Origin of the sequence: Nonomuraea sp. NPDC049486 (assembly GCF_040676925.1) — a bacterium.
Taxonomy (GTDB): Bacteria; Actinomycetota; Actinomycetes; order Streptosporangiales; family Streptosporangiaceae; genus Nonomuraea; species Nonomuraea ferruginea.
Genome location: NZ_JBFAPV010000014.1, coordinates 167,288 through 190,080, shown reverse-complemented (window position 1 = coordinate 190,080; position 22,793 = coordinate 167,288). Strand labels below are relative to the sequence as shown.

20 protein-coding genes are annotated in these 22,793 nt (G+C 67.9%); 4 read left to right on the top strand and 16 right to left on the bottom strand.

Features of this window, described 5'->3' with window-relative positions:
• Positions 1-617 precede the first annotated feature (617 nt).
• On the top strand, positions 618-1,961 hold the full coding sequence (locus AB0K05_RS34215; RefSeq protein ID WP_271274799.1) for a replication initiator: 1,344 nt from the start codon (positions 618-620) through the stop codon (positions 1,959-1,961).
• 97 nt (positions 1,962-2,058) lie between these two features.
• Here the strand turns inward: AB0K05_RS34215 and AB0K05_RS34210 are convergent, their stop codons facing one another.
• Both AB0K05_RS34210 and AB0K05_RS34205 read right to left on the bottom strand, forming a co-directional pair.
• On the bottom strand, positions 2,059-2,502 hold the full coding sequence (locus tag AB0K05_RS34210; RefSeq protein WP_333485680.1) for a hypothetical protein: 444 nt from the start codon (positions 2,500-2,502) through the stop codon (positions 2,059-2,061).
• 40 nt (positions 2,503-2,542) lie between these two features.
• A complete protein-coding gene (locus tag AB0K05_RS34205; RefSeq protein ID WP_271274797.1) occupies positions 2,543-3,784 on the bottom strand; it encodes a helix-turn-helix transcriptional regulator in 1,242 nt (413 codons plus the stop codon).
• Between the two features lie 114 nt (positions 3,785-3,898).
• Here AB0K05_RS34205 and AB0K05_RS34200 point away from each other — a divergent pair, with 114 nt between their 5' ends.
• Positions 3,899-4,219 carry a hypothetical protein gene (locus tag AB0K05_RS34200; protein ID WP_271274796.1) on the top strand — a complete coding sequence of 107 codons (321 nt, stop codon included), beginning with the start codon at positions 3,899-3,901 and terminating at the stop codon, positions 4,217-4,219.
• A gap of 396 nt (positions 4,220-4,615) precedes the next feature.
• Positions 4,616-5,698 carry a hypothetical protein gene (locus AB0K05_RS34195; protein WP_271274795.1) on the top strand — a complete coding sequence of 361 codons (1,083 nt, stop codon included), beginning with the start codon at positions 4,616-4,618 and terminating at the stop codon, positions 5,696-5,698.
• Between the two features lie 214 nt (positions 5,699-5,912).
• Here the strand turns inward: AB0K05_RS34195 and msrA are convergent, their stop codons facing one another.
• Positions 5,913-6,572, bottom strand: coding sequence for a peptide-methionine (S)-S-oxide reductase MsrA (gene msrA, locus AB0K05_RS34190; protein WP_364234711.1), 660 nt, complete (start codon positions 6,570-6,572; stop codon positions 5,913-5,915).
• A gap of 150 nt (positions 6,573-6,722) precedes the next feature.
• On the opposite strand from msrA, the gene rarD reads away from it, so the two are divergent.
• Positions 6,723-7,610 (top strand): EamA family transporter RarD, encoded by an 888-nt coding sequence (gene rarD, locus AB0K05_RS34185; protein WP_271274793.1) that lies wholly within the window; start codon positions 6,723-6,725, stop codon positions 7,608-7,610.
• Here rarD and AB0K05_RS34180 read toward each other — a convergent pair.
• From AB0K05_RS34180 to AB0K05_RS34120, 13 genes are all read right to left on the bottom strand, one after another.
• Positions 7,578-8,567, bottom strand: a complete 990-nt coding sequence (locus tag AB0K05_RS34180; RefSeq protein ID WP_148036383.1) for a polyprenyl synthetase family protein — start codon at positions 8,565-8,567, stop codon at positions 7,578-7,580. The two genes, rarD and AB0K05_RS34180, sit on opposite strands and share 33 nt — an antisense overlap.
• 10 nt (positions 8,568-8,577) lie before the next feature.
• Positions 8,578-10,164 (bottom strand): NADH-quinone oxidoreductase subunit NuoN, encoded by a 1,587-nt coding sequence (gene nuoN / locus AB0K05_RS34175; protein WP_148036382.1) that lies wholly within the window; start codon positions 10,162-10,164, stop codon positions 8,578-8,580.
• Positions 10,161-11,726, bottom strand: a complete 1,566-nt coding sequence (locus AB0K05_RS34170) for an NADH-quinone oxidoreductase subunit M (protein WP_148036381.1) — start codon at positions 11,724-11,726, stop codon at positions 10,161-10,163. Before AB0K05_RS34170 ends, nuoN begins: the two co-directional genes overlap by 4 nt.
• Complete coding sequence (gene nuoL, locus AB0K05_RS34165; protein WP_271274868.1) at positions 11,726-13,564, bottom strand: NADH-quinone oxidoreductase subunit L; 1,839 nt, start codon at positions 13,562-13,564, stop codon at positions 11,726-11,728. The genes AB0K05_RS34170 and nuoL overlap by 1 nt, the downstream gene beginning before the upstream one ends.
• A 70-nt stretch (positions 13,565-13,634) precedes the next feature.
• The gene (nuoK, locus tag AB0K05_RS34160) at positions 13,635-13,931 is read right to left on the bottom strand and encodes an NADH-quinone oxidoreductase subunit NuoK (protein ID WP_148036380.1); all 297 of its coding nucleotides are present in this window, start codon (positions 13,929-13,931) and stop codon (positions 13,635-13,637) included.
• Positions 13,928-14,686, bottom strand: coding sequence for an NADH-quinone oxidoreductase subunit J (locus AB0K05_RS34155; protein ID WP_364234707.1), 759 nt, complete (start codon positions 14,684-14,686; stop codon positions 13,928-13,930). The genes nuoK and AB0K05_RS34155 overlap by 4 nt, the downstream gene beginning before the upstream one ends.
• Entirely contained in the window at positions 14,679-15,194 is a 516-nt protein-coding gene (gene nuoI / locus AB0K05_RS34150; RefSeq protein WP_148036378.1) for an NADH-quinone oxidoreductase subunit NuoI, read from the bottom strand. Before nuoI ends, AB0K05_RS34155 begins: the two co-directional genes overlap by 8 nt.
• On the bottom strand, positions 15,181-16,497 hold the full coding sequence (gene nuoH / locus AB0K05_RS34145; RefSeq protein WP_364234704.1) for an NADH-quinone oxidoreductase subunit NuoH: 1,317 nt from the start codon (positions 16,495-16,497) through the stop codon (positions 15,181-15,183). Before nuoH ends, nuoI begins: the two co-directional genes overlap by 14 nt.
• Positions 16,494-18,878, bottom strand: coding sequence for an NADH-quinone oxidoreductase subunit G (locus tag AB0K05_RS34140; RefSeq protein WP_364234701.1), 2,385 nt, complete (start codon positions 18,876-18,878; stop codon positions 16,494-16,496). The genes nuoH and AB0K05_RS34140 overlap by 4 nt, the downstream gene beginning before the upstream one ends.
• Positions 18,875-20,164 carry an NADH-quinone oxidoreductase subunit NuoF gene (gene nuoF / locus AB0K05_RS34135; protein WP_148036375.1) on the bottom strand — a complete coding sequence of 430 codons (1,290 nt, stop codon included), beginning with the start codon at positions 20,162-20,164 and terminating at the stop codon, positions 18,875-18,877. The genes AB0K05_RS34140 and nuoF overlap by 4 nt, the downstream gene beginning before the upstream one ends.
• Positions 20,161-20,817 (bottom strand): NADH-quinone oxidoreductase subunit NuoE, encoded by a 657-nt coding sequence (gene nuoE, locus AB0K05_RS34130; protein WP_364234698.1) that lies wholly within the window; start codon positions 20,815-20,817, stop codon positions 20,161-20,163. Before nuoE ends, nuoF begins: the two co-directional genes overlap by 4 nt.
• The gene (locus tag AB0K05_RS34125) at positions 20,814-22,139 is read right to left on the bottom strand and encodes an NADH-quinone oxidoreductase subunit D (RefSeq protein ID WP_219544851.1); all 1,326 of its coding nucleotides are present in this window, start codon (positions 22,137-22,139) and stop codon (positions 20,814-20,816) included. Before AB0K05_RS34125 ends, nuoE begins: the two co-directional genes overlap by 4 nt.
• Positions 22,136-22,741, bottom strand: a complete 606-nt coding sequence (locus AB0K05_RS34120; RefSeq protein ID WP_246639863.1) for an NADH-quinone oxidoreductase subunit C — start codon at positions 22,739-22,741, stop codon at positions 22,136-22,138. Before AB0K05_RS34120 ends, AB0K05_RS34125 begins: the two co-directional genes overlap by 4 nt.
• Positions 22,742-22,793 lie beyond the last annotated feature (52 nt).

Below are 22,793 nucleotides of genomic sequence, written 5' to 3'. Positions count from 1 at the left end.
CAACCGGACGTCTACGGTACGCGCCGGACGTCTGCACACTCGTCGCCATAGGAACTCCGACCTGCATAAACGCGTTTCTCAAGTGGTACAACGTACTCACACCAAGAGCCACCGCCCCTCTACAGCACGACCGCAGCGAACATCTCGGCGAATCACCTCAAGGCGCATACACGATTCCGGGCAAGCACATCCACGACCACTGATGGCCCGTCGGATAGACCCGGCCCGACGGCAGGTGTCCACACAGAGCGCGCCATTCACCTTCTCGCCGCACTCCATTCCTGTCCCTTCGCTGCTGGTACCGCCGCCGAAGGCTGTCCTTGGGCTGCCTCGGCGCCGGCCTCTGGTCGTGCTCGTTAGGTACGGCGGTGGCTCCCACCCTCGAACCGAGGAGGCCACCTGAACCAACCGAACGAGCTGTCCGCCCAGAAGTGGGGCAAGCAGCAAGCCGCCCGATCCCCTCGCTGGTCAGAAGAGAAATGGCAGCGCATCGCGACCGTGCTCGGCGTATGCGTCGCCCGCGGGACCCCGCCCGATGGCACGTCCGGGAGCGATGCCACGTGAGCGAGGGTCCTCACCCGTCACCCGAGATGCTGGCCGTGATGCAGCGAGCGGCCATGCCCGACTTCGCCCGCTGGCAACAGATGGTCTACGCCACGGGCGGCTGTGCCCAACCGGTCCGGCTGCACGGCGAGAGATACACGCTGGACAGCCGGACGGGCGAAGTCCTCGACGTGTATCGGACCGCCGACGAGCCGACCGGCTTCCTGCTCACAGCGTGCGGCAACCGGCGCGCGTCCCGATGCCCGGCCTGCTCGGCGGTCTACAAGGACGACACGTACCACCTGATCATCACTGGCCTACGTGGTGGCAAGGGCGTTCCGGAGGATGCCAGCCAGCATCCCCGCGCGTTCGTCACTTTCACCGCCCCATCCTTCGGTGCCGTCCACGCCCACCGCGAGCAGTCAGGCCGGACACTCCCATGCCGTCCACGCCGGGACCGTCCCGTCTGCGAGCACGGTCGACCGAAGGGCTGCGGCTTGCGTCATGAGCGCGATGACGTCCAGGTCGGACAACCCTTGTGCGTGGACTGCTACGACTACATCGGGGCTGTCCTGTGGAACGCTCACGCGGGCACGCTCTGGCGAGAGTTCACCAAGACCATGCCGAGCGTCCTGGCCCGTCTGCTCGGCATCACCCGATTGCAGCTACGCCGGATGGTCCGCCTTTCGTACGCCAAGGTCGCCGAGTATCAAGCTCGCGGCCTGGTCCACTTCCATGCCGTCGTCAGACTCGACGGACCGGACGGACCCGCCGACCGCCCGCCGGACCACATCACGATCGACCTGCTCGACCGGGCCATACGCCGGACCTCCGGTCAGGTCGCGGTCCGAATAGAGGACGGAGCGCCCTCGCCGGTCCGGTGGGGTGATCAGCTCGACGTACGACCGGTCTACGTCTCGGCCGAATTGGACGGTATGAGCGATCAGCGCGTTGCCAGGTACGTGGCCAAATACGCCACCAAGGGTGCCGAGTCGGCTGGCACGGTCGATCGTCCGATTCGACACACATGGGAGATCTCTGGGCTGAAGGCCACGGAACATGCCCGCCGGATGATCTACACCTGTTTCAGCCTCGCCGACCTGCCGCCGTACCGGCACCTGCCACTGCGACAGTGGGCCCACATGCTCGGCTATGGAGGCCACTTCTCCACCAAGTCGCGCCGCTACTCGATCAGACTCGGAGACCTACGACAGGCCCGCGCCGACTTCCGTGCCGAGCATGCGCGCCTGGTCAAGGGCACTCCGCCTCTCGCCCAGGAGACAACCGTGACGGTGAGCGAATGGCACTATGCAGGAACCGGCCATCGCCACGGAGAGGCGTTCTGGGCGGAGCTAGCACGCCAACGGATCGCCACCGCCCGCAAGATCGCCCGAGATCAAGCCAGCGAGGACAGGTAGTCACTCCCTCTAGACCTAGAGAGGCCATCCTCTAGGTCTAGAGGATCTTCTAGAGGCCCATCAGCCGCCTGACCAGGTATCTAGCGCCTAGAGGCTCCTAGCCTCGCTGGGCTCCATCGGGCCAGATCACCCGGACGGGCACCTCCCGCTGTCGAGCCTCGGCCACCACGTCAGCGGTGCCGCCATAGCCTCGGGCGGGCTGCCCGTCCCAGACGGCGAACAGCACATCGGCGTCGTCCAACATCCGCGCACTGGCCGCCATGTGCGACTCCGAGGTGGACTCCACGAACTCCAGCCTGTGAGTCCGGACCGCCCGACCCAGCAACTCGTCGTACGCCGCATGACACTCCCCCGGCAGCCCCTCCCGGTACTCCTTGGCCGGGACCACAACCTCCAGCACCCCACCGAGATCGAGCACCGCGCGAGCGAAGACCTGATCGGCTCCATCCGCCAAGCAGGACAACCCGGTGACGCCGGGGAGGTACTCCGCGAGCGCCTCACGTACCGCCCCGTCGATCAGCGCGGCGGTCTCCTCCGGCAAGCCCCGATGGCCTGACACAGCGATGCGAACCATGATCCCCCTAGATCAGAGTGGCGTGAAGACGCTCGTCGAACGAGCGCAGGGCGCTGGACGACGGACCGGCATACGCTCGGCGGAACTTCTTGACGCGGTGCAGGACTCGCTCGGAGCCGTACGTCGTCGCGACAGTGAGGGCGTTGGACGCCAGATACAGCGCCTCGTCGTAACGCTCCGACATGGCCTCAGCCGCCGCCACCTCCGTCATGAGCACACCCCGCTGCTTCGCACCAGGTTGGGCCGACGACAGCGACTCGTTGAAGGCGGCCACGGCTTCGGCCGGTCTCTTGAGCCGCACCATCACCAGGGCGCGATAACCCGCCAGCTTCGCAGGATCGAACGGGAATACCCATGGCCACGGCGGCGCGACGGCCCTCTCACCAGCCCGTACCGCAGCCTCAGCCGCGCTCAACGCCTGAAGCGCCGCCGCCTCGTCCCGTGCCGTCGCGTGGCCGAGCGCTTCGAGGCTCGACAACCACGCGCGAGCGATGGCCGGTGGCCGCTCCCCGATCTCCCGCCGCGCCCCAGCCAGAAGATTCAGTCCGATTAGCGGATCGTCGGCATCGATCTCGAAGGCAGCCAGACTGCCGATCATGTACGCCGCCAGCAAGGCCTGGTTGGCCTGCCGCGCGCTGTCGATCGCCCGACGGTAGTAGAAGCGCGCCGAGCCGGTGTCCTGCATGTCGGCATGCACCCAGGCCGCGAAGCCAGCCGCCTCGCTCAGACCGGCCCGGACCTCGTCTGCATGCGGAGATCGCGACGCGCGGCCGAGAACACGGCTCGCGAGATCGACCTGCGCCACAGCCGGCCGAGCAAGTTCACGAGCAGGCGTGACGGCCTCCAACCGACGCTGGGCGCCGGTGATGCTGGTCAGCGTGGCGGCCGTCGTCTCATCCACATCGGGACGCTTGGGCAGGGCCACCCCCGCCAGCGCGGTCAACGCCACGGCCTTGCCGAAATCCCTGCGCTTCGTCGGATCGTCATCCCCTCGAGCTCCGAATCGGAGCAAGTGAAGCGGCACCCCGATCTGGATGGATATCTCCCGAACCTGGTCCACAGTGAGCGGCTGACGACCACGCAACACCTTGGACACCCAGCTCTGGGAGTAGCCGACCGCCTCAGCCAACTGACCCTGCGTCCAACCGTTCGCCCGCCGCACCTCTTCGAGAATGGTCGGTATATCGCACTCGGCGAGAGCGGCGGCCACAACTGGCCCGGACCAGAACTGCGGCGGTATCTGGGTCACAACGCTAGGTTAAGCCGCCGCCCTCAGCCGTACCGATATTCGTGACGGGAATACCCGTACCACCAGCAGCACTAGGCCGTTCACCTGCGGTTTCCTGACGGCAACGCTCAGTACATGAACGAACTGCCGCCCCACCCCTTGGCCGCCGCACAACAACTGGCCGTTGCCCTTGCAGAAGGGGGAATCACTGCCGACGTCCATCACGACTTCGGCGCGCCCCTGGTGTCAGTCTGGGTCGGTCTGATCGTTTGTTGCGCAGACGACACGTATTGGTGGCGCACCGGCTGGAACCCACGCAGACACCGACCGATCTACGCAAGCCACCCTTTCACCCAGCCGGCCCGCGCCGCCCACCGAGTCACCCTCCGCTACACGCAACTGCGCATGTCGCATCCGCTCTCGTCACTGATCGCCGGAGCGCAGTCGTGCCCCTGACCGTGCAGCAAGTGCTCAACAGATTCCCCGGCTGGCAGATCATCGATATGTCCGGAGGCTGGGTCGCCATGCGAATCAACTTCATGCCCAAGATCAGCGGACTCTCCAACGTCCGTTGCGGAGAGACCTTGGAGGAACTGGCCGGGCATCTACAGGCTGAGCTCAGGCACCAGAAGTCACGGCAATCAGCGGTAGGCAGGTAATTCGATGGCAACCCGACCCGGAGCGCAGGGACTCCAGGCCCGAGCACCGGCAGCGGGCGGCAGAGCTTTCCCGTGCCTAAGGTCCGATCACAGAGCTCCACTCATCATCTCCCCACAAACCTCCCAATCGTTGCAAATTGGACTAATCACTGAAAGTGCACCCTACTCCATCGACTCATGTCATCATTTCAGGATGACCAAAGATCCGGCACATATCGATCTTCAAGCATCAGGGCAACCAATACAACTCGACGTCGTTAACGAGCGGGAAAAATACACCGTTCGCAAGATCCGCGAATACTTCTACGTGGACCTTCAACGAGTGCGATCGTATTACGCTCAACTGAACAGAGGAGTCATCGAAGGCATTGTTTCCAAAGAGACCAAGACTAGCAAAGGCGAAGCACAGGCCAAGCTCATGGGATTTGGTCCCAGCGGCTCCCGAGAGTCAGGCACAGCGCGAGAGGAGACCAGGTCTCTACACGAGCTGAGTGCCGTGATCTTCGAAGAGATCTGCGACCGCGAGTCGCTGATCCACGAGGTCGGTGTACTGCTCTCGGATCGAGAGGCGTGGGCCACAGGACGAGTCCACAGCGAACTGTATGAGGGGCAACTCGTCCGCTTCACTGGCTCCCTCGACGTCCACGACCCATCCTTCTTCGGTCAACGCGTTGATCAGTTCCAACGCTTCGTCTCGGCCTTCGTTGGGATCACAATGGCGGAGCAGGAAGCTCAAGCCGCTACGCCACCGACTCGCCAGGGAGGACGTACATCGCCAGGGAGTCGGGCGAGAGATAGCGGGCAGGTCCGTGCGGAACTTAAGGCACGACTCATCCAGGAGATGCTTCAGGGACTGAGCCCCGAGAAGGTCGCGGAAATTAAAGAGCTTGTCTCATCGCTCGCCAACGACGCTGTAACACTCCGAGCGTTCCCCCTCGGAGACAACCACCGCGAGTTCAACCTTTCGGGCTCTTTGCTGAGCCGCAGCGAGTACATGCAGAACGAACGCGAAGAGCTCTACAGCCGCTATGGCTACACCCTCGACAACTGGACGATGATCGCCCAGATCGCGAGAATCCCTTCAAAGCCTGTTGCGTCTGGTTCGGGCTTCCAGATCGACGGCGACCTGGTCTCGAATGGACGCATGGACAGGATCGCCATGGAACGAGTAGGAGTTGCGCTCCTCAAGTACATCGAGGACTTCGGATTGGCCGAAGGCCCAACTTACCCATCGATCTCCGTGACGCCCTTGGCCGTCTACCGCGAGGTTTTCTGATAGAGCGAGGCACGGATTCAGCGCGTGGCGGTGCTGGCCGCGACCGGCCCCCAGGCCGCAGCGCGGCCAGCGACCGCCCGACGCGCGGCGGGCCGCCGCAGGCGGCACGCCCTTGCACCTGTAAGGAAGGTTGTCGCCGAGAACGGCTCTGGCCCATGATCGACGCCACGCGTACCGGGCGACCATGGGCCAGAATCTAGCTATCTCCGCAGGTCTACGCCTCGCCGGACGTCAGACCCACCGGGCAGGCCACCCCGGTTCCACCGATCCCGCAGTACCCGTTCTTGTTGCGGTGGAGATACTGCTGGTGATAATCCTCGGCGAAGTAGAACGGACCGGCCTCGGCCAGCTCCGTCGTGATCCCCCCGTACCCCGCCTGGGCCAGCACCTTCCCGTACGCGTCCCGCGATGCCTCCGCGGCCGCCTGCTGCGACGCCCCGTGGTAGTAGATCGCCGAGCGGTACTGGGTGCCGACGTCGTTGCCCTGGCGCATGCCCTGCGTCGGGTCGTGGGACTCCCAGAAGACCTTCAGCAGTTGCTCGTACGAGATCTCGGCCGGGTTGTAGACGACCCGGACGACCTCGGTGTGCCCGGTGCGCCCGGAGCAGACCTCTTCGTACGTGGGGTTGGGCGTGTAGCCGCCCTGGTAGCCGGCGGCGGTGGTGTAGACGCCGGGAGTCTGCCAGAACTTGCGCTCGGCGCCCCAGAAGCAGCCGAGGCCGAAGTCGGCGATCTCGTAGCCGTCGGGATAGGGCGGGGCGAGGGGGGCGTCCAGGACCGCGTGGCGGGCCGGGACGGGGATCGGCTCCGGGCGGCCCGTCAGGGCCTCGTCGGGAGTGACCATGGTCGCCTTGGTTCCGAACAGCCAGCCCATCAGAATGCACCTCCGCAGTCCACTGTACAGACGCTGCAACGGTTAACCATCGCTACATATTTCCGTGAAGATCCTCGCATTTGTGCTCAAAGGTAGTCATGCCCGAAGATGTGTTTCATGCCTGAACTACGGCGCGGTGTCTTGTATGGCGTGGCCGCGTATGCGATGTGGGGCCTGTTCCCCCTCTACTGGCCGCTGCTCAAGCCCGCCGGGGCCGTCGAGATCCTGGCCCACCGGATGGTGTGGTCGCTGATCACCGTGGTCGCGGTGCTGGCCGTGCGCAGGTACTGGTCGTGGATCAAGGAGATCGTCCGGCAGCCGCGCAAGCTCGCCCTGCTGGCCCTGGCCGCCCTGATCATCACGGTCAACTGGGGGACCTACATCTACGCGGTCAACACCGGTCACGTGGTGGAGGCCGCGCTCGGATACTTCATCAACCCGCTGGTGAGCGTGCTGTTCGGGGTGGTGCTGCTGCGCGAGCGGCTGCGGCCGCTGCAGTGGACGGCGGTGGGGTTCGGCGCGCTGGCCGTGATCGTGCTGACGACGAACTACGGCAGGCTGCCGTATCTGGCGCTGGTGCTCGCCTTCTCGTTCGGTCTGTACGGGCTGATCAAGAAGCAGGCGAACGTGGGCGCGGCCGAGAGCCTGACGGTGGAGACGCTGCTGCTGCTGGTGCCCGCGGTCGCGTACATCGGGTTCCTGGAGGCCTCGGGGCAGGGGACGTTCGTGGACCTGGGGCCGTGGCACGTGGTGCTGATGGTCGGCGCGGGGGTGATCACGGCGGTGCCGCTGCTGTGCTTCACCGCCTCGGCCATCCGGGTGCCGCTCAGCACGATCGGGCTGCTGCAGTACATCGCGCCGGTGCTGCAGTTCCTGTGCGGGGTGCTGATCGCGAAGGAGACGATGCCGCCGAGCCGGTGGATCGGGTTCTCGATCGTCTGGCTGGCGCTGGCCATCTTCACGTACGACAGCTTGCGGGCGGCGCGGGCCGCCCGCATCGGCAGGTCAGCCAGAACGCTCGACCACGTAGTCACATAGCGTCAAAAATGCGGCCTTGGCCGGGATGTCGGGAAGGCCGCTGATGTCAGCCCGAGCCCGGTCCACCCAGGCGTCCAGGTCGCCCCGGGCCCGCGCCATCGCCGGGTGGGCCCGCAGCAGCGTCAGCGCCTCGTCCAGGTCGTCCTCCGCCACCGGCCCGGAGAGCAGCTCTCCCAGCCGCGACGACGGGTCGTCGGCCAGCACGTAGAGCACCGGCAGGGTCCTGATGCCCTCGCGCAGGTCGGTGCCGGGCGTCTTGCCCGACTGCCGGGAGGACGAGGCCACGTCCAGCAGGTCGTCGCCGAGCTGCCATGCCACCCCGATGGCCTCGCAGGCCCGGCTGAGCCGCTCCTCGACGTCCGCCGGCGCGCCCGACAGCAGCGCGCCGAACCGGCCGGCCGCCGCGATGAGCGAGCCGGTCTTGTCGCCGAGCACCTGGATGTAGTGGGCGACCGCGTCGTCGCCCGCGCGGGCCCCGACGGTCTCGCGGATCTGCCCGCGCACCAGGCGGGAGAACGTCTGCGCCTGGATCCTGATCAGCTCGGGCCCGAGGTCGGCGAGCAGGTCGGAGGCCTGGGCGAACAGGTAGTCGCCGGTCAGGATCGCCACGGTGTTGTCCCACCGCGCGTTGGCCGACGGCGAGCCGCGGCGCACCCGCGCCTCGTCCATGACGTCGTCGTGGTAGAGCGAGCCGAGGTGGGTCAGCTCGATGACCACGGCGCCGGGCACCACGCCCGGCGCCGACGGGTCGCCGAACTGCGCGGCCAGCAGCACCATCAACGTGCGGAAGCGCTTGCCGCCGGCCTCGATGAGGTGCTTGGACGCCTCCGTGACGAAGGCGTCCTCGCTCTCCACCGACGAGCGCAGCAGCTTCTCGACCGCGGCCAGACCATTGGCCACGTCCTGCGCCAGCCGCTCGTCTTCGATAGGAAGGTCAACAACGGGAGGCGCGGACATATGTTTCCCCTTATCTAATGAAAAGGCTGGAAGCAGCCGTGTTGGCGAGCTGGAGCACGGGCTCCGGGAACACCCCGACTCCTACGGTAACCAGCAGCGAGAGCGTGATGACGGTCACAGTGCCCGTACTCGGCACCGCGATGGCCGGGCCGTCGGCCGCCGGCTCGTTGAAGAACATCAGCACGATCACGCGGACGTAGAAGAACGCCGCGATCGCCGAGGCGATGACGCCCACCACGACCAGCCCGGTCATCCAGGCTCCCAGCGAGTCGCCGGCCTCCTGGCCGCTCCCGATGGCCGCCGTGAACAGCGCGTACTTGCCGAAGAACCCGCTGGTGAGCGGGATCCCGGCGAAGGCCAGCAGGAAGAAGGCGAACACCCCGGACAGGATCGGCGCCCGCTTGCCCAGGCCCGCCCAGCGCGACAGGTGGTTCGCCTCGCCGCCGGGGTCGCGCACGAGCGTGACGATGGCGAACGCGCCCACGGTCGCGACGCCGTACACCAGCAGGTAGAACAGGATCGCCTGCAGCGAGACGGCGTTGCCCGCCCCGGTGTCGTACGTCGCCAGCACGCCCACCAGCAGGAAGCCGGCGTGCGCGATGGAGGAGTAGGCGAGCATCCGCTTGATGTCGGTCTGCGTGATGGCGATCACGGCGCCGACCATCATCGTCAGCGCGGCGACGACCCACAGCACCGGACGCCAGTTCCAGTCGAGGTTGCCCAGGCCGACCCAGAACACCCGCAGCAGGGCGCCGACGGCCGACACGAGCGTGCCGGAGGCCATGAGCGCGGTGATCGGCGTCGGCGCGCCCTGGTAGACGTCCGGCTTCCAGGCCTGGAACGGGGCTGCACCGATCTTGAACAGCAGGCCGACGCCGAGCAGCGAGAACCCGAGCAGCAGCAGCGGGTCGAGCAGCGCGCCCTGCGCCATCGCCTGGCTGATGCCGGCGAAGGACACGGTGCCGGCGTAGCCGTAGACCATGGCGGCGCCGTACAGGAAGAACGCCGAGGAGAACGCGCCGAGCAGGAAGTACTTCATCGACGCCTCCTGCGACAGCAGACGGCGCCGGCGGGCCAGGCCGCACAGCAGGTAGAGCGGCAGGGACATGACTTCCAGGCCGACGAACATCGTCAGCAGGTCGTTCGCGGCGGGGAACATGAGCATGCCGCCCACCGCGAACAGCGCCAGCGGGTAGACCTCGGTGTGCTCGTGGCCGGCCCGCTCGGCCCCCTCCTCGTCGGCGCTGCCGGGCACGGACGCGGCCGAGGCGACGAAGTGGCCCTCGTCGTTGATCAGCAGCACGCAGACGGCGGACAGGACGAGGATGACGCCCCAGATGAACAGCGTGGGCCCGTCGATGGCGAGCGCGCCCATGGCGACCGGCGCGGTCGGCAGGTCACCCCTGACGACCTGCACGATGACCAGCGCGAACGCGCCGATCAGGGAGAGCAGGGTGAGCGGCACCTGGAACGACTTGCGCAGGTAGCGAGGCGCGAACGCCTCCACGAGCACGCCGAGGATCGCCGCGCCGAAGACCAACAGCAGCGGCGCCAGCGTGGCGTACTCGATCGTCGGGAACTCGATGGTCGGGTTCACTGCCCGGCTCCCTTCTCAGCGACGCCCGGGTTGTGCACCTGGACGTTGACCAGGGTGGAGGTCACGGCCGGGTTGATCACGTCCAGCAGCGGCTTGGGGAAGAACCCGAAGCCGATGATCAGCGCGACGAGCGGCGCCAGGACCCACACCTCGCGGGCGTTCAGGTCCTTGAACGCCTTGACCGGCTCGGCGGTGGGGCCGTTCAGCGCCCGCTGCACCATCCACAGGATGTAGACGGCGGCCAGGATGACGGCCAGCGCGGAGACGATCGCCGCCGCGGCCAGCGCGCCGGAGCCGAACGCCTCGCTGGAGTAGGTGCCGATCATCACCATGAACTCGCTGACGAACGACGACAGCCCCGGCAGGGAGAGCCCGGCCAGACCGGCGACCAGGAAGAAGCCGGCGAGCACCGGCGTGACCTTCTGGACGCCGCCGTAGTCGGCGATGTGCGGCGAGCCGCGCCTGGCGATGAGGAACCCGGCCGCCAGGAACAGCGCCCCGGTCGCGAAACCGTGGTTGACCATGTAGAGCGCGGCCCCGGCCTGGGCGACCTGGGACATCGCGAACACGCCCATGACGATGAACCCGAAGTGGGAGATCGACGTGTAGGCGATGAGCCGCTTCATGTCGGTCTGCCCGATGGCCACGATCGCGCCGTAGATGATGCTGATGACCGCGAGCACGATGATCGGCGTGGTGAACGCCTTGGCCGCGTCCGGGAACAGCTCCAGGCAGAAGCGGAGCATGCCGAACGTGCCCACCTTGTCGAGCACGCCGACCAGCAGCACCGCGGCGCCGGCGGGCGCCTGGGCCGCCGCGTCGGGCAGCCAGGTGTGCACCGGCCAGAGCGGCGCCTTGATGGCGAAGGCGATGAAGAACCCGGCGAACAGCCACTTCTGCGTGGCCGGGTCCTGGATGGCGCCGACGAGCTCGGGGAACATGAACGTCCCCTGGCCCGCGACCACGTACAGCCCGATGACCGCGACCAGCATGAGCAGGCCGCCGAAGAGCGAGTACAGCAGGAACTTGACGGCCGCGTAGGACCGCTGGGCCCCGCCGTACGACCCGATCATGAAGTACATCGGGATCAGCATGGCTTCGAAGAAGACGTAGAACAGGAAGACGTCGGTCGCCGCGAAGACGCCGATCATCATCGCCTCGAGCACGAGCAGCAGCGAGAAGTACGTCTTCACCGAGCGCTTGGGCGCGACCACGGTGCCGTCGGCGGCCTTGACCCCGTCGGCGTCGTGCCAGGAGGCCAGCACCACGATCGGCACCAGCACCGCCGACAGCGCGATCAGCACCAGCGCGATGCCGTCGACGCCGACGCCGAAGTGCACCCCGAAGCTCGGGATCCAGTCGTACGTGGCCTCGAACTTGAAGCGCTCACCGGCGGCGTTCGGGAACTGGAACGCCATCACCAGCGTCAGGGCCAGCACCACCAGGGAGACCAGCAGCGTGACCTGCTTGGCCAGGGTGGTGCTGCCCTTCGGGAGCAGGGCCACCACGATGGCGCCCAGGACGGGCACCGCCATGAGTATCGGGAGCCAGAGTGACGACATCAGATGTTCCCTACGAGGAGCAGGGCGCCGGTCAGGATGGCGGCACCGAACAGGATGGACAGCGCGTAGGTTCTGGCGAAGCCCGTCTGGAGCCTGCGCAGGCGCCCGGAGCTGCCGCCGATTCCCGCGGCCAGCCCGTTGACCACGCCGTCGATGCCGCGGTTGTCGAAGAACACCGCGAGGCGGGTCAGCCACTGGCCGGGACGCATGATCAGCGACTCGTTGATCGCGTCACCGTACAGGTCGCGCCGGGCGAACGTGGTGAGGAACGAGCCGCGCGGCTGCACGGCGGGCACCTCGGCGCGCCCGTACTTGTACCAGGCGAACGCCGCGCCGACCGCGACCAGCGCCAGCGTGGCGAGGCCGGTGGTGCTGGTGAAGTGGAACTCCGGCCTCGCGGCGGGAGCGCCGACCGCGGGGGCCAGCCAGTCCATGAGCCGGTTGCTCAGGATCAGGTAGCCGCCCAGGAAGATCGACCCGATCGACAGCACGATGAGCGGCACCGTCATGACGGTCGGCGACTCGTGCGGGTGGGCGTCCTTCTCCCAGCGCTTCTCGCCGAAGAAGGTCATGAAGACCATCCGCGACATGTAGAAGCCGGTGATGCCGGCGCCGGCCACGGCCAGCCAGCCGAGGATCGGCTGCGCGTGCACCGCGGTCTCGATGATGCCTTCCTTGGTGAAGTAGCCGGAAAGCAGCGGGAACCCGATGATCGCCAGGTAGCCGATGAAGAACGTGGCGAAGGTGACCGGCATGTACGTGCGGAGCCCGCCGTACTTGCGCATGTTCACCTCGTCGTTCATGCCGTGCATGACCGAGCCGGCGCCGAGGAACAGGTCTGCCTTGAAGAAGCCGTGCGTGATCAGGTGGCCGATGGCGAAGGCGTAGCCCACCGGGCCGAGACCCGCGCCCAGCATCATGTAGCCGATCTGCGACATCGTGGAGCCGGCGAGGCCCTTCTTGATGTCGTCCTTCGCGCACCCGATGATCGCACCGGCCAGCAGCGTGGCCGCACCGACGACGGCGACGGCGAGCGCCGCGCCCGACCCCTCGGGGAAGAAGAACGCGCCGGAGCGGACCACGAGGTAGACGCCGGCGGTGACCATGGTCGCCGCGTGGATGAGGGCCGAGACCGGGGTCGGGCCCTCCATCGCGTCCAGGAGCCACGACTGCAGCGGGAGCTGGGCGGACTTGCCGCACGCGCCGAGCAGCAGGAGCAGGCCGATGGCCAGCGTGGTCGGGTTCTCCGCCGTGATGGGCTTCAGCTCGGCGAAGGCGAGCGTGCCGAACGTGGTCCAGATCAGGAACATGCCGACCAGCAGCCCGAAGTCACCCACGCGGTTGACCACGAACGCCTTCTTGGCCGCGACCGCGGCCGACGGCTTGAACTGCCAGAACCCGATCAGCAGGTAGGACGCCAGGCCGACGCCCTCCCAGCCGATGAACAGGCCGACATAGTTGTCGGCCAGCACCAGCAGGAGCATGGCCGCGACGAACAGGTTCAGGTAGGCGAAAAACCTGCGCCGGTCTGGGTCGTGCGACATGTAGCCGATCGAGTAGATGTGGATCAGCGATCCGACACCGGTGATCAGCAGCGCGAAAGCGATCGACAGGGGGTCGATGAGCAACCCCATGTCCACCATGCCCGGGATGAACTCCCACAGGTGCACCGCCTGGCGGCGCTGCGCCTCGGGGAGCCCGAGCAGTTCGACGAACGCCAGCACCGCCACGACGAACGAGGCGAGGGACATGGCCACGCCCAGCAGATGGCCCCACCGGTTGGTGTAGCGGTTGAACACCAGCAGGATGGTCGCCCCCACCAAGGGGAAGGCGATCATCAGCCAGGACAGCCCGATCACGCCACCGGTGGTGTGCTGGATGATCTCAACGGGATCCACCAGTCACCTCTTAGTACTTCAGCAGGTTCGCGTCGTCGACGGACGCGGACCTGCGGGTTCGGAAGATCGTCACGATGATGGCCAGGCCGACCACGACCTCGGCCGCGGCCACCACCATCACGAAGAACGCGACGATCTGGCCTTCCAGGTTGCCGACCTGCCTCGCGAACGTGACGAAGGCGAGGTTGCAGGCGTTGAGCATGAGCTCAATGCACATGAACACCACGATCGCGTTGCGCCGGATCAGCACGCCGACCGCGCCGATCGAGAACAGCAGGCCCGACAGGATGAGGTAATTCGTGGTCACTCGGACTCCTCCTCGGCCCGTTGCCGGATGGCCTCGGCGAACTTCGGGTCCTTAGGCAGCCGGTCCTGCTCGACGTCGTAGCGGGCGATGTACGGGTTGACCGACTCCTCGGAGACCGAGCCGTCGGGCAGCAGCGCCGGCATGTCGACCGCGTTGTTCCTGGCGTACGTGCCGGGCCCCGGCAGCGGCGTCGGCCGGTCGCCGAGGAAGCGCGCCTTGGACAGGTCCTTCTGCGTGGCCTTCTTGGCGACCCGCTCGCGGTGCGCCAGCACCATCGCGGCGAGCGCGGCGGTGATGAGCAGCGCCGAGGTGACCTCGAACGCGAACACGTACTTGGTGAACAGCAGCAGCGCGATCGAGCGGATGTATCCGCCCTGCGCGGTGGCGGCGGCGAGCCCCGCCTGCGAGCTGAAGACCGCGTTGCCGAGGGCCAGCACGATCAGCCCGGCGAAGCCGATCCCGGCGACGATCGCCCAGAACCGCTGCCCCCGCAGTGTCTCGACCAGCGAGTCGGAGGTGTCGACCCCGACCAGCATGAGCGTGAACAGGAACAGCATCATGACGGCGCCGGTGTAGACGATGATCTGCACCGCGGCCAGGAACGGCGCTTCCTGCACCGCGTACAGGACCGCCAGGCAGAGCATCACGGTGCCGAGCATCAGCGCCGAGTAGACGGCCTTCCGGTTGAAGACCACGCCGAGAGCCGCGCCGACGGACACGACGGCGAGCACCCAGAAAGTGATGGTCTCACCCATTGGTCCGTCCCAGCCGGTAGTAGTCCTCTTCCGTCTCGCCCAGGCGCATCGGGTGCGGCGGCTGCTCCATGCCCTGCGTGAGCGGGGCCAGGAGCATCTCCTTGGTGAAGATCAGCGCCTCACGGCTGCCGTCGGCGAGTTCGTACTCGTTCGTCATCGTGAGCGCCCGGGTCGGGCACGCCTCGATGCACAGCCCGCAGAGGATGCACCGCAGGTAGTTGATCTGGTACGTGCGCCCGTAACGCTCGCCCGGAGAGTAGCGCTCGTCCTCGGTGTTGTCCGCGCCTTCGACGTAGATCGCGTCGGCCGGACACGCCCAGGCGCACAGCTCGCACCCCACGCACTTCTCCAGGCCGTCGGGCCAGCGGTTGAGCTGGTGGCGACCGTGGAAGCGAGGAGCCGTCGGCTTCTTGACCTCCGGGTAGTTGGTCGTGACGGGCTTCTTGAACATCGTGTGGAAGGTGACCCCGAAGCCCTTGACGGGGTTCAGCCAATCAGTTAGTCCCACTGGGAATCTCCTTGTGCTGCGCCCCGTGGTAGTGCGGCAGATCAAGCGGCGGCACAGGGAAGCCACCGGCTGCCGGCTCCTTGGACAGTTCCTCGAACTCGGCCTCGACCTCCGCCTTCTTGGCTTCCTTGCGCCGTTGGTTGACGGTGTCGAACCGCATCCAGATCGCCAGCGCGCCGATCACGATGATCACGCCCATCCCCGCGGAGATGTAGATGTCGCCGTCGAAGGTGCCGTTGCGGACGAAGATCACGTTGCGCACGGCGGCGACGAGCAGGATCCACGCCAGGTTGACCGGGATCAGCACCTTCCAGCCGAGCGACATCAGCTGGTCGTAGCGGATGCGCGGCAGCGAGGCCCGCACCCACACGATGAAGCAGAACACCAGGATGAACTTGATGATGAACCACAGCACCGGCAACCAGCCGACGTTGGCGCCCTCCCACAGCGAGATGGGGAACGGCGCCCGCCAGCCGCCGAGGAACAGCGTCACGGCGATGCCGGAGGCGGTGAAGGTGTGGACGTACTCGCCCATCATGATCAGCGCGAACTTCAGCGACGAGGAGTACTCCGTCTGGAAGCCGCCGACCAGCTCACCCTCACTCTCGGGCAGGTCGAACGGGATGCGGGCCGCCTCGCCGAACATGGTGACCACGTAGATCAGGAACGACGGGATGAGCAGCACCGCGAACCAGGTCTGCTGCTGCGCCGCGACGATCTCCGAGGTGGACAGCGTGCCGGCGAACAGGAAGATGGCCACGAACGACAGGCCCATCGCGATCTCGTACGAGACCACCTGGGCCGCCGAGCGCAGACCGCCGAGCAGCGCGTACGGCGAGCGCGAGGACCATCCGGCGAGCACCACGCCGTAGACCGACACGGCGCCCATGGCGAGCACGAACAGCACCGCCACCGGCAGGTCGAGCAGCTGCAGCGGCGTCTGCACGCCGAACAGGTTGACCATCGGCCCGAACGGCATGACGGAGAAGGCCAGGAAGGCCGGCACCACCATGATGATCGGGGCCATCAGGTAGAGCGCCTTGTCCACCGTCCGCGGGGTCAGGTCCTCCTTGAGCCCCATCTTCAGGCCGTCGGCGACGGACTGCAGGATGCCGAACTTGCCCGCGCGGTTCGGGCCGTAGCGGTGCTGCATCCTGGAGATCAGCTTCCGCTCGAACCAGACGCCGAGCAGGATGCCGACCATGATGAAGGCGAAGAGCATCACGGCCTTGATGATGGTGATCCAGAGCGGGTCCTTGCCGAAGTCGGCAAGGGTCGGATCGGCCGCGAGAACGTAGGTCATGAGGCGCTCCCGATCGTGACGATGTCGCCGGCCACCGCGCCCAGATCGCGGGTGACCGAGCAGCCGCCCGAGTTCGACGGCACCCAGACCACACGGTCCGGCAGGTCGGCGATGCGGACGGGCAGCGTGACGGCGGTGGGGCCGGCCCCGCCGACGACGACCTTGTCACCGTCGGCGACGCCGATCTCCGCCGCCGTGCTCGCCGAGACCAGCGCCTCGGCCGCGCGGGCGGTGCCCGCGAGGTACGGCTCGCCGTCCTGCAGACGGCCGTCGTCGAGCAGCAGGTGCCAGGTCGCCAGCAGGGCCTGGCCCGCGGCGGGTGCGGGCAGGGCGCGGGTGGCGACGGACGGGGCGGCGACGCGGTCGCCGCGCCAGGCGCCGATCGACGTCAGCTCGCGGCGGGCGGCCTGCGCGTCGGGCAGCCCCAGGTGGACGTCCATCCGGTCGGCCAGGTTGCCGATCACGGCCAGGTCGCTCTGCATGCCGGGCACCTTGATCGGCGCCTCGAACGAGCGGCCCCTGCCTTCCCAGTTGACGAACGTGCCGGCCTTCTCCTGGACGGCGGCGACCGGCAGCACCACGTCGGCCCGGTCGGTGACCGCGCTCGCGCGGATCTCCAGGCTGACGATGAACGGCATCCGCTCCAGCGCCTCCAGCGCCAGCGCCGGGTCCGGCAGGTCGTACGGGTCCACCCCGGCCACGACCAGGGCGTCGAGCTCGCCGTCACGGGCGGCGGCGAGGATGCCCGAGGTGTCGAGGCCCGGCGTCTCCGGCAGCGAGGCGACGCCCCACGCCCTGGCGACCTCGGCCCTGGCGGTGGCGTCCTCGACCGGCCGGCCGATCGGCAGCAGGTTGGGCAGCGCGCCCGCCTCGACGGCGCCGCGCTCACCGGCCCGGCGCGGGATCCAGGCGACCCTGGCCCCCGAGGCGGCCAGCCGCACCAGGGCGGACAGCGCGCCGGGGACCGTGGCCAGCCGCTCGCCGGCCAGCACGATCGTGCCCTCGGCCAGCGTGCCGGCGAGCTCGCCGAGCGCGTCGGCCTCGCCGCCGGGAGCGGTGCGGACGAGCGTGCCGCCCATCTTGGCCAGGCTCTTGGTGGCGAACGGGGCGATCGAGGTGACCGGGAGCCCCCGCTTGCGCCACGCCTTGCGCAGCCGCAGGAAGACGCTCGGCGACTCCTCCTCGGGCTCGAACCCGGCGAGCACCACGGCGGGCGCGTTCTCCAGGTCGGTGAAGGAGATCTCGATGCCGGTGCCGGCGACCGCGTGCGCGAGGAAGCGGGCCTCCTCGGGCGAGTGCGGCCGGGCACGGAAGTCGATGTCATTGCTGCCGAGCGCGATGCGGGCGAACTTGGCGTAGGCGTAGGCGTCCTCGACCGTGAGCCGGCCGCCGAGCAGCACGCCCGCCTTGCCGCGGGCGGCGGCCAGGCCCTGCGCGGCCACGCTCAGCGCCTCCGGCCACGAGGTGGGCACGAGCACGCCCTCCTCGTCGCGGACCAGCGGCGTCCTGAGCCGGTCGGGCTGGGTGGCGTAGGTGAACGCCCAGCGGCCCTTGTCGCAGTTCCACTCCTCGTTGACCTGCGGGTCGTTGCCCGCCAGGCGGCGGGTGACCTTGCCGCGCCGGTGGTCGGTGCGCTGCGCGCAGCCGGAGGCGCAGTGTTCGCACGCGCTCGGCGTGGACACCAGGTCGAACGGGCGGGCCCGGAACCGGTAGGCGGCGCCGGTCAGCGCGCCCACCGGGCAGATCTGCACCGTGTTGCCGGAGAAGTAGGACTGGAAAGGCTCGCCGTCGGCCACGCCGACCTGCTCCTTGGCGCCCCGCTCGAAGAAGTCGATGAACGGGTCGCCGGCGATCTGGTCGGAGAACCGGATGCAGCGCGCGCACTGGATGCAGCGCTCGCGGTCGAGCAGCACCTGCGTCGAGAGCGGCAGCGGCTTGGCGAAGGTCCGCTTCTTCTCCTGGAAGCGGGACTCGCCCTGGCCGTTGGACATGGCCTGGTTCTGCAGCGGGCACTCGCCGCCCTTGTCGCACATCGGGCAGTCGAGCGGGTGGTTGATGAGCAGGAACTCCATCGCCCCGCGCTGCGCCTTCTCGGCGACGGGCGAGGTGAGCTGGGTCTGCACCACCATGCCCTGGGCGACCTCGATCGCGCAGGACGGCTGCGGCTTCGGGAAGCCGCGGCCGTTGCCGGCGTCGGGGATGTCGACCAGGCACTGACGGCAGTTGGCCGCCGGGTCGAGCAGCGGGTGGTCGCAGAACCTGGGGATCTGGATGCCCAGCAGCTCGGCCGCCCGGATGATCAGCGTGCCCTTGGGGACGCTGATCTGGAACCCGTCGATCGTGCAGGTCACCAGGTTGGTCTCTACAGCGGTCGTGGTCACCGGTCACCCCACAGAGTGGACTTCTTCGGGTCGAACGGGCAGCCGCCGACCTCGAAGTGCTTGAGGTACTCCTCGCGGAAGTACTTCACAGACGAGTGGATCGGGCTGGTCGCGCCGTCGCCGAGCGCGCAGAACGAGCGGCCGAGGATGTTGTCCGCGATGTCGGTGATCGTGGACAGGTCCTCCTCGGTGCCCTGGCCGGCCTCCAGGCGCTTGAGCACCTGCTTGAGCCAGTAGGTGCCCTCGCGGCACGGCGTGCACTTGCCGCACGACTCGTGGGCGTAGAACTCCGTCCAGCGCAGCACGGTGCGGACCACGCAGGTGGTCTCGTCGAAGATCTGCAGGGCGCGGGTGCCGAGCATGGAGCCCTTCGCGCCGACGGCCTCGAAGTCCAGCGGGACGTCGAGGTGCTCGTCGGTGAAGATCGGCGTGGACGAGCCGCCGGGGGTCCAGAACTTGATCCGGTGTCCCTCGCGGATGCCGCCCGCCATGTCGAGCAGTTCGCGCAGCGTGATGCCGAGCGGCGCCTCGAACTGGCCGGGCCGCGTGACATGGCCGCTCAGCGAGAAGATGCCGAAGCCCTTGGACTTCTCGGTGCCCATGGAGGCGAACCAGTCGGCGCCGTTGGCGATGATGCTGGGAACACTCGCCACAGACTCCACGTTGTTCACAACAGTCGGCGAGGCGTACAGCCCCGCCACCGCCGGGAACGGAGGCTTGAGACGCGGTTGACCCCTGAAGCCCTCCAGCGAGTCGAGCAGCGCGGTCTCCTCGCCGCAGATGTAGGCGCCCGCGCCGCTGTGCACGACGAGCTCCAGGTCATAGCCGGAGCCGAAGACGTCGGTGCCGAGATAACCCTTCTCGTACGCCTCGCGCACGGCCGCGTGCAGCCGCCTGATCACGTGCAGCACCTCGCCCCGCACGTAGATGAAGGCGTGGTTGGCCCGGATCGCGTACGAGGTGATGATGACGCCCTCGATGAGCGAGTGCGGGTTGGCCATCATCAGCGGGATGTCCTTGCAGGTGCCCGGCTCCGACTCGTCGGCGTTGACGACGAGATAGTGGGGCTTGCCGTCGCCCTGCGGGATGAAGCCCCACTTCATGCCGGTGGGGAAGCCCGCGCCGCCGCGGCCGCGCAGACCCGAGTCCTTGACGGCCTGGATGACGGCGTCGGGGTCCATGCCCAGCGCCTTCTTGGCGGCCTCGTACGGGCCGTAGCCGTCGATGGTGAAGGAGTCGGGCCTGTCCCAGCTCGCGGTCAGGACCGGAGTAAGGGTAGTACTCATGCCTCTGGGGCCTTCCATCCGTTGGCCTTGGCGACCTTCAGGCCTTCCAGCGAGGCGCCGGCGGCCGAGGGGCCTTCGCCCGCCTGGTCGTCGGGCAGCCCGGCCAGCACGCGCGAGGCCTCCTTGAACGAGCACAGCCGCTTCGGCCCGCGGGTCGGGCGGATGTCCTTGCCGTCGCGCAGGTCGTCGACGAGCTGCTTGGCCGACTCGGGGGTCTGGTTGTCGAAGAACTCCCAGTTGACCATCATGACCGGGGCGAAGTCGCAGGCCGCGTTGCACTCCAGGCGCTCCAGCGAGACCTTGCCGTCAGGGGTGGTCTCGTCGTGGCCGATGCCGGTGTGCTCGGTCAGCTCCTCCCAGATCTGGTCGCCGCCCATGACCGCGCAGAGCGCGTTGATGCACACGCCGACGTGGTAGTCGCCGGCCGGCTTGCGCTTGTACATCGTGTAGAACGTCGACACGCCGACGACCTCGGCCTTGCTGACGCCGAGGATCTCCGCGCAGAACTCGTGGCCGTCGTCGGAGACGTAGCCGTCTTCCGACTGCACGAGGTGGAGCAGCGGCAGCAGCGCCGAACGAGCCTTCGGGTAGCGGCCGATGATCTCCTTGGCGTCCTTCTCCAGACGCTCCCGGACTTCCGGTGCGTAGCTCACCGGTCCACACCTCCCATGACGGGGTCGATTGATGCCACCGCGGCGATCACGTCTGCGACCTGCCCGCCCTCCGACATGGCGGGGATGGCCTGCAGGTTGTTGAAGGACGGCTCGCGGAAGTGGACGCGGTAGGGGCGGGTGCCGCCGTCGCTGACGACGAGCGCGCCGAGCTCGCCCTTGGGCGACTCGATCGGCGCGTACGCCTGCCCGGCGGGCACCCGGAAGCCCTCGGTCACCAGCTTGAAGTGGTGGATGAGGGCCTCCATCGAGCTGCCCATGATGTGCGCGATGTGGTCGGGCGAGTTGCCGAGCCCGTCGGGGCCGAGCGCGAGCTGCGCCGGCCAGCCGATCTTCTTGTCCTCGATCATCACCGGGTCGCCCTTGAGCGGACCGGCGATGCGGTCCAGGGCCTGCTCGATGATCTTGAGGGACTCTTCCATCTCCTGCATGCGGACGAGGTAGCGGGAGTACACGTCGCAGCCCTTCTGGACCGCGACGTCGAACTCGTAGTTCTCGTAGCCGCAGTAGGGCTGCGTCTTACGCAGGTCCCACGGCAGGCCCGAGGCCCGCAGGATCGGCCCGGTGATGCCGAGCGCCATGCAGCCGGTCAGGTCGAGGTAGGCCACGTCCTGGGTGCGGCGCAGGTAGACGGGGTTCTCGTCGAGGAGCTTGCGGATGTCCTTGATCCGCTTGGGCATCTCCTTGAGGAGCTCGCCGACCTTGTCGACCGCGCCCGCGGGCAGGTCGACGCTCACGCCGCCGGGCCGCACGTAGGCGTGGTTCATGCGCAGGCCGGTGATGTACTCGAACAGGTCCATGACCATCTCGCGGTCACGGTAGCCGAACAGGAACGGCGTGGTGGCGCCCAGCTCCATGCCGAACGTGCCCATCGCGACCAGGTGAGAGGAGATGCGGTTGAGCTCCATCATCATCACGCGGATCGCCTGGGCCCGGTCGGGCACCCGGTCCTCGATGCCCAGCAGCTTCTCGACGCTCAGGCAGTAGGCCGTCTCGTTGAAGATCGGCGACAGGTAGTCCATGCGAGTGACGAACGTGGTCCCCTGGGTCCACGTGCGGTACTCCATGTTCTTCTCGATGCCGGTGTGGAGGTAGCCGATGACGCTGCGCGCCTCGGTGACCGTCTCGCCGTCGAGGGTGAGGACCAGCCGGAGCACGCCGTGGGTCGACGGGTGCTGCGGGCCCATGTTGACGACCAGGCGCTCGTCGTCGCCCTCGCGGACGCCGGTGACGACGTCGTCCCAGTCGCCCCCGGTGACCGAGTAGACCTTGCCTTCTGTCGCCTCGTCGTAGGCGGTGCTCATGAGTATGACCTCCTGTGATCCGGCGAAGGGATCGTGGCGCCGCGGTACTCGACCGGGATGCCGCCCAGCGGGTAGTCCTTGCGCTGCGGGTGGCCGTCCCAGTCGTCGGGCATCATGATCCGGGTCAGCGCGGGGTGACCGTCGTAGACGATCCCGAAGAAGTCGTACGCCTCGCGCTCGTGCCAGTCGTGGGTCGGGTAGACGCCGACGGTCGACGGGATGTGCGGGTCGGCGTCGGGGCAGCTCGTCTCGACGCGCACCCGGCGGTTGTGGGTCATCGAGCACAGGTGGATGAGGGAGTGCAGCTCCTCACCCTCGAGGTGTGGGTAGTGCACCCCGGAGACGCCGAGCGACAGCTCGAAGCGGAGCTCCGGGTCGTCGCGGAGCTTCTGGCACACCTCGACCAGCCGCTCCCGCTTGACGTGCAGGGTCAGCTCGCCGCGGTCGACGACCACGCGCTCGATGGCGTCGTCCATGCCGAGTGCGTCGACGATCTCGTCGAAGTAGCCCCCGTACGGGCGCGGGGTGGACAGCCGCGGCTGGCGGCGGACGACCAGCCCGCCGAAGCCGGAGGTGTCGCCGGAATCGTGGACGCCGAACATGCCGCGCCGGACGACGGGCGCCTCGACCGGCTCAGGCGCCTGTGCCTCGTCG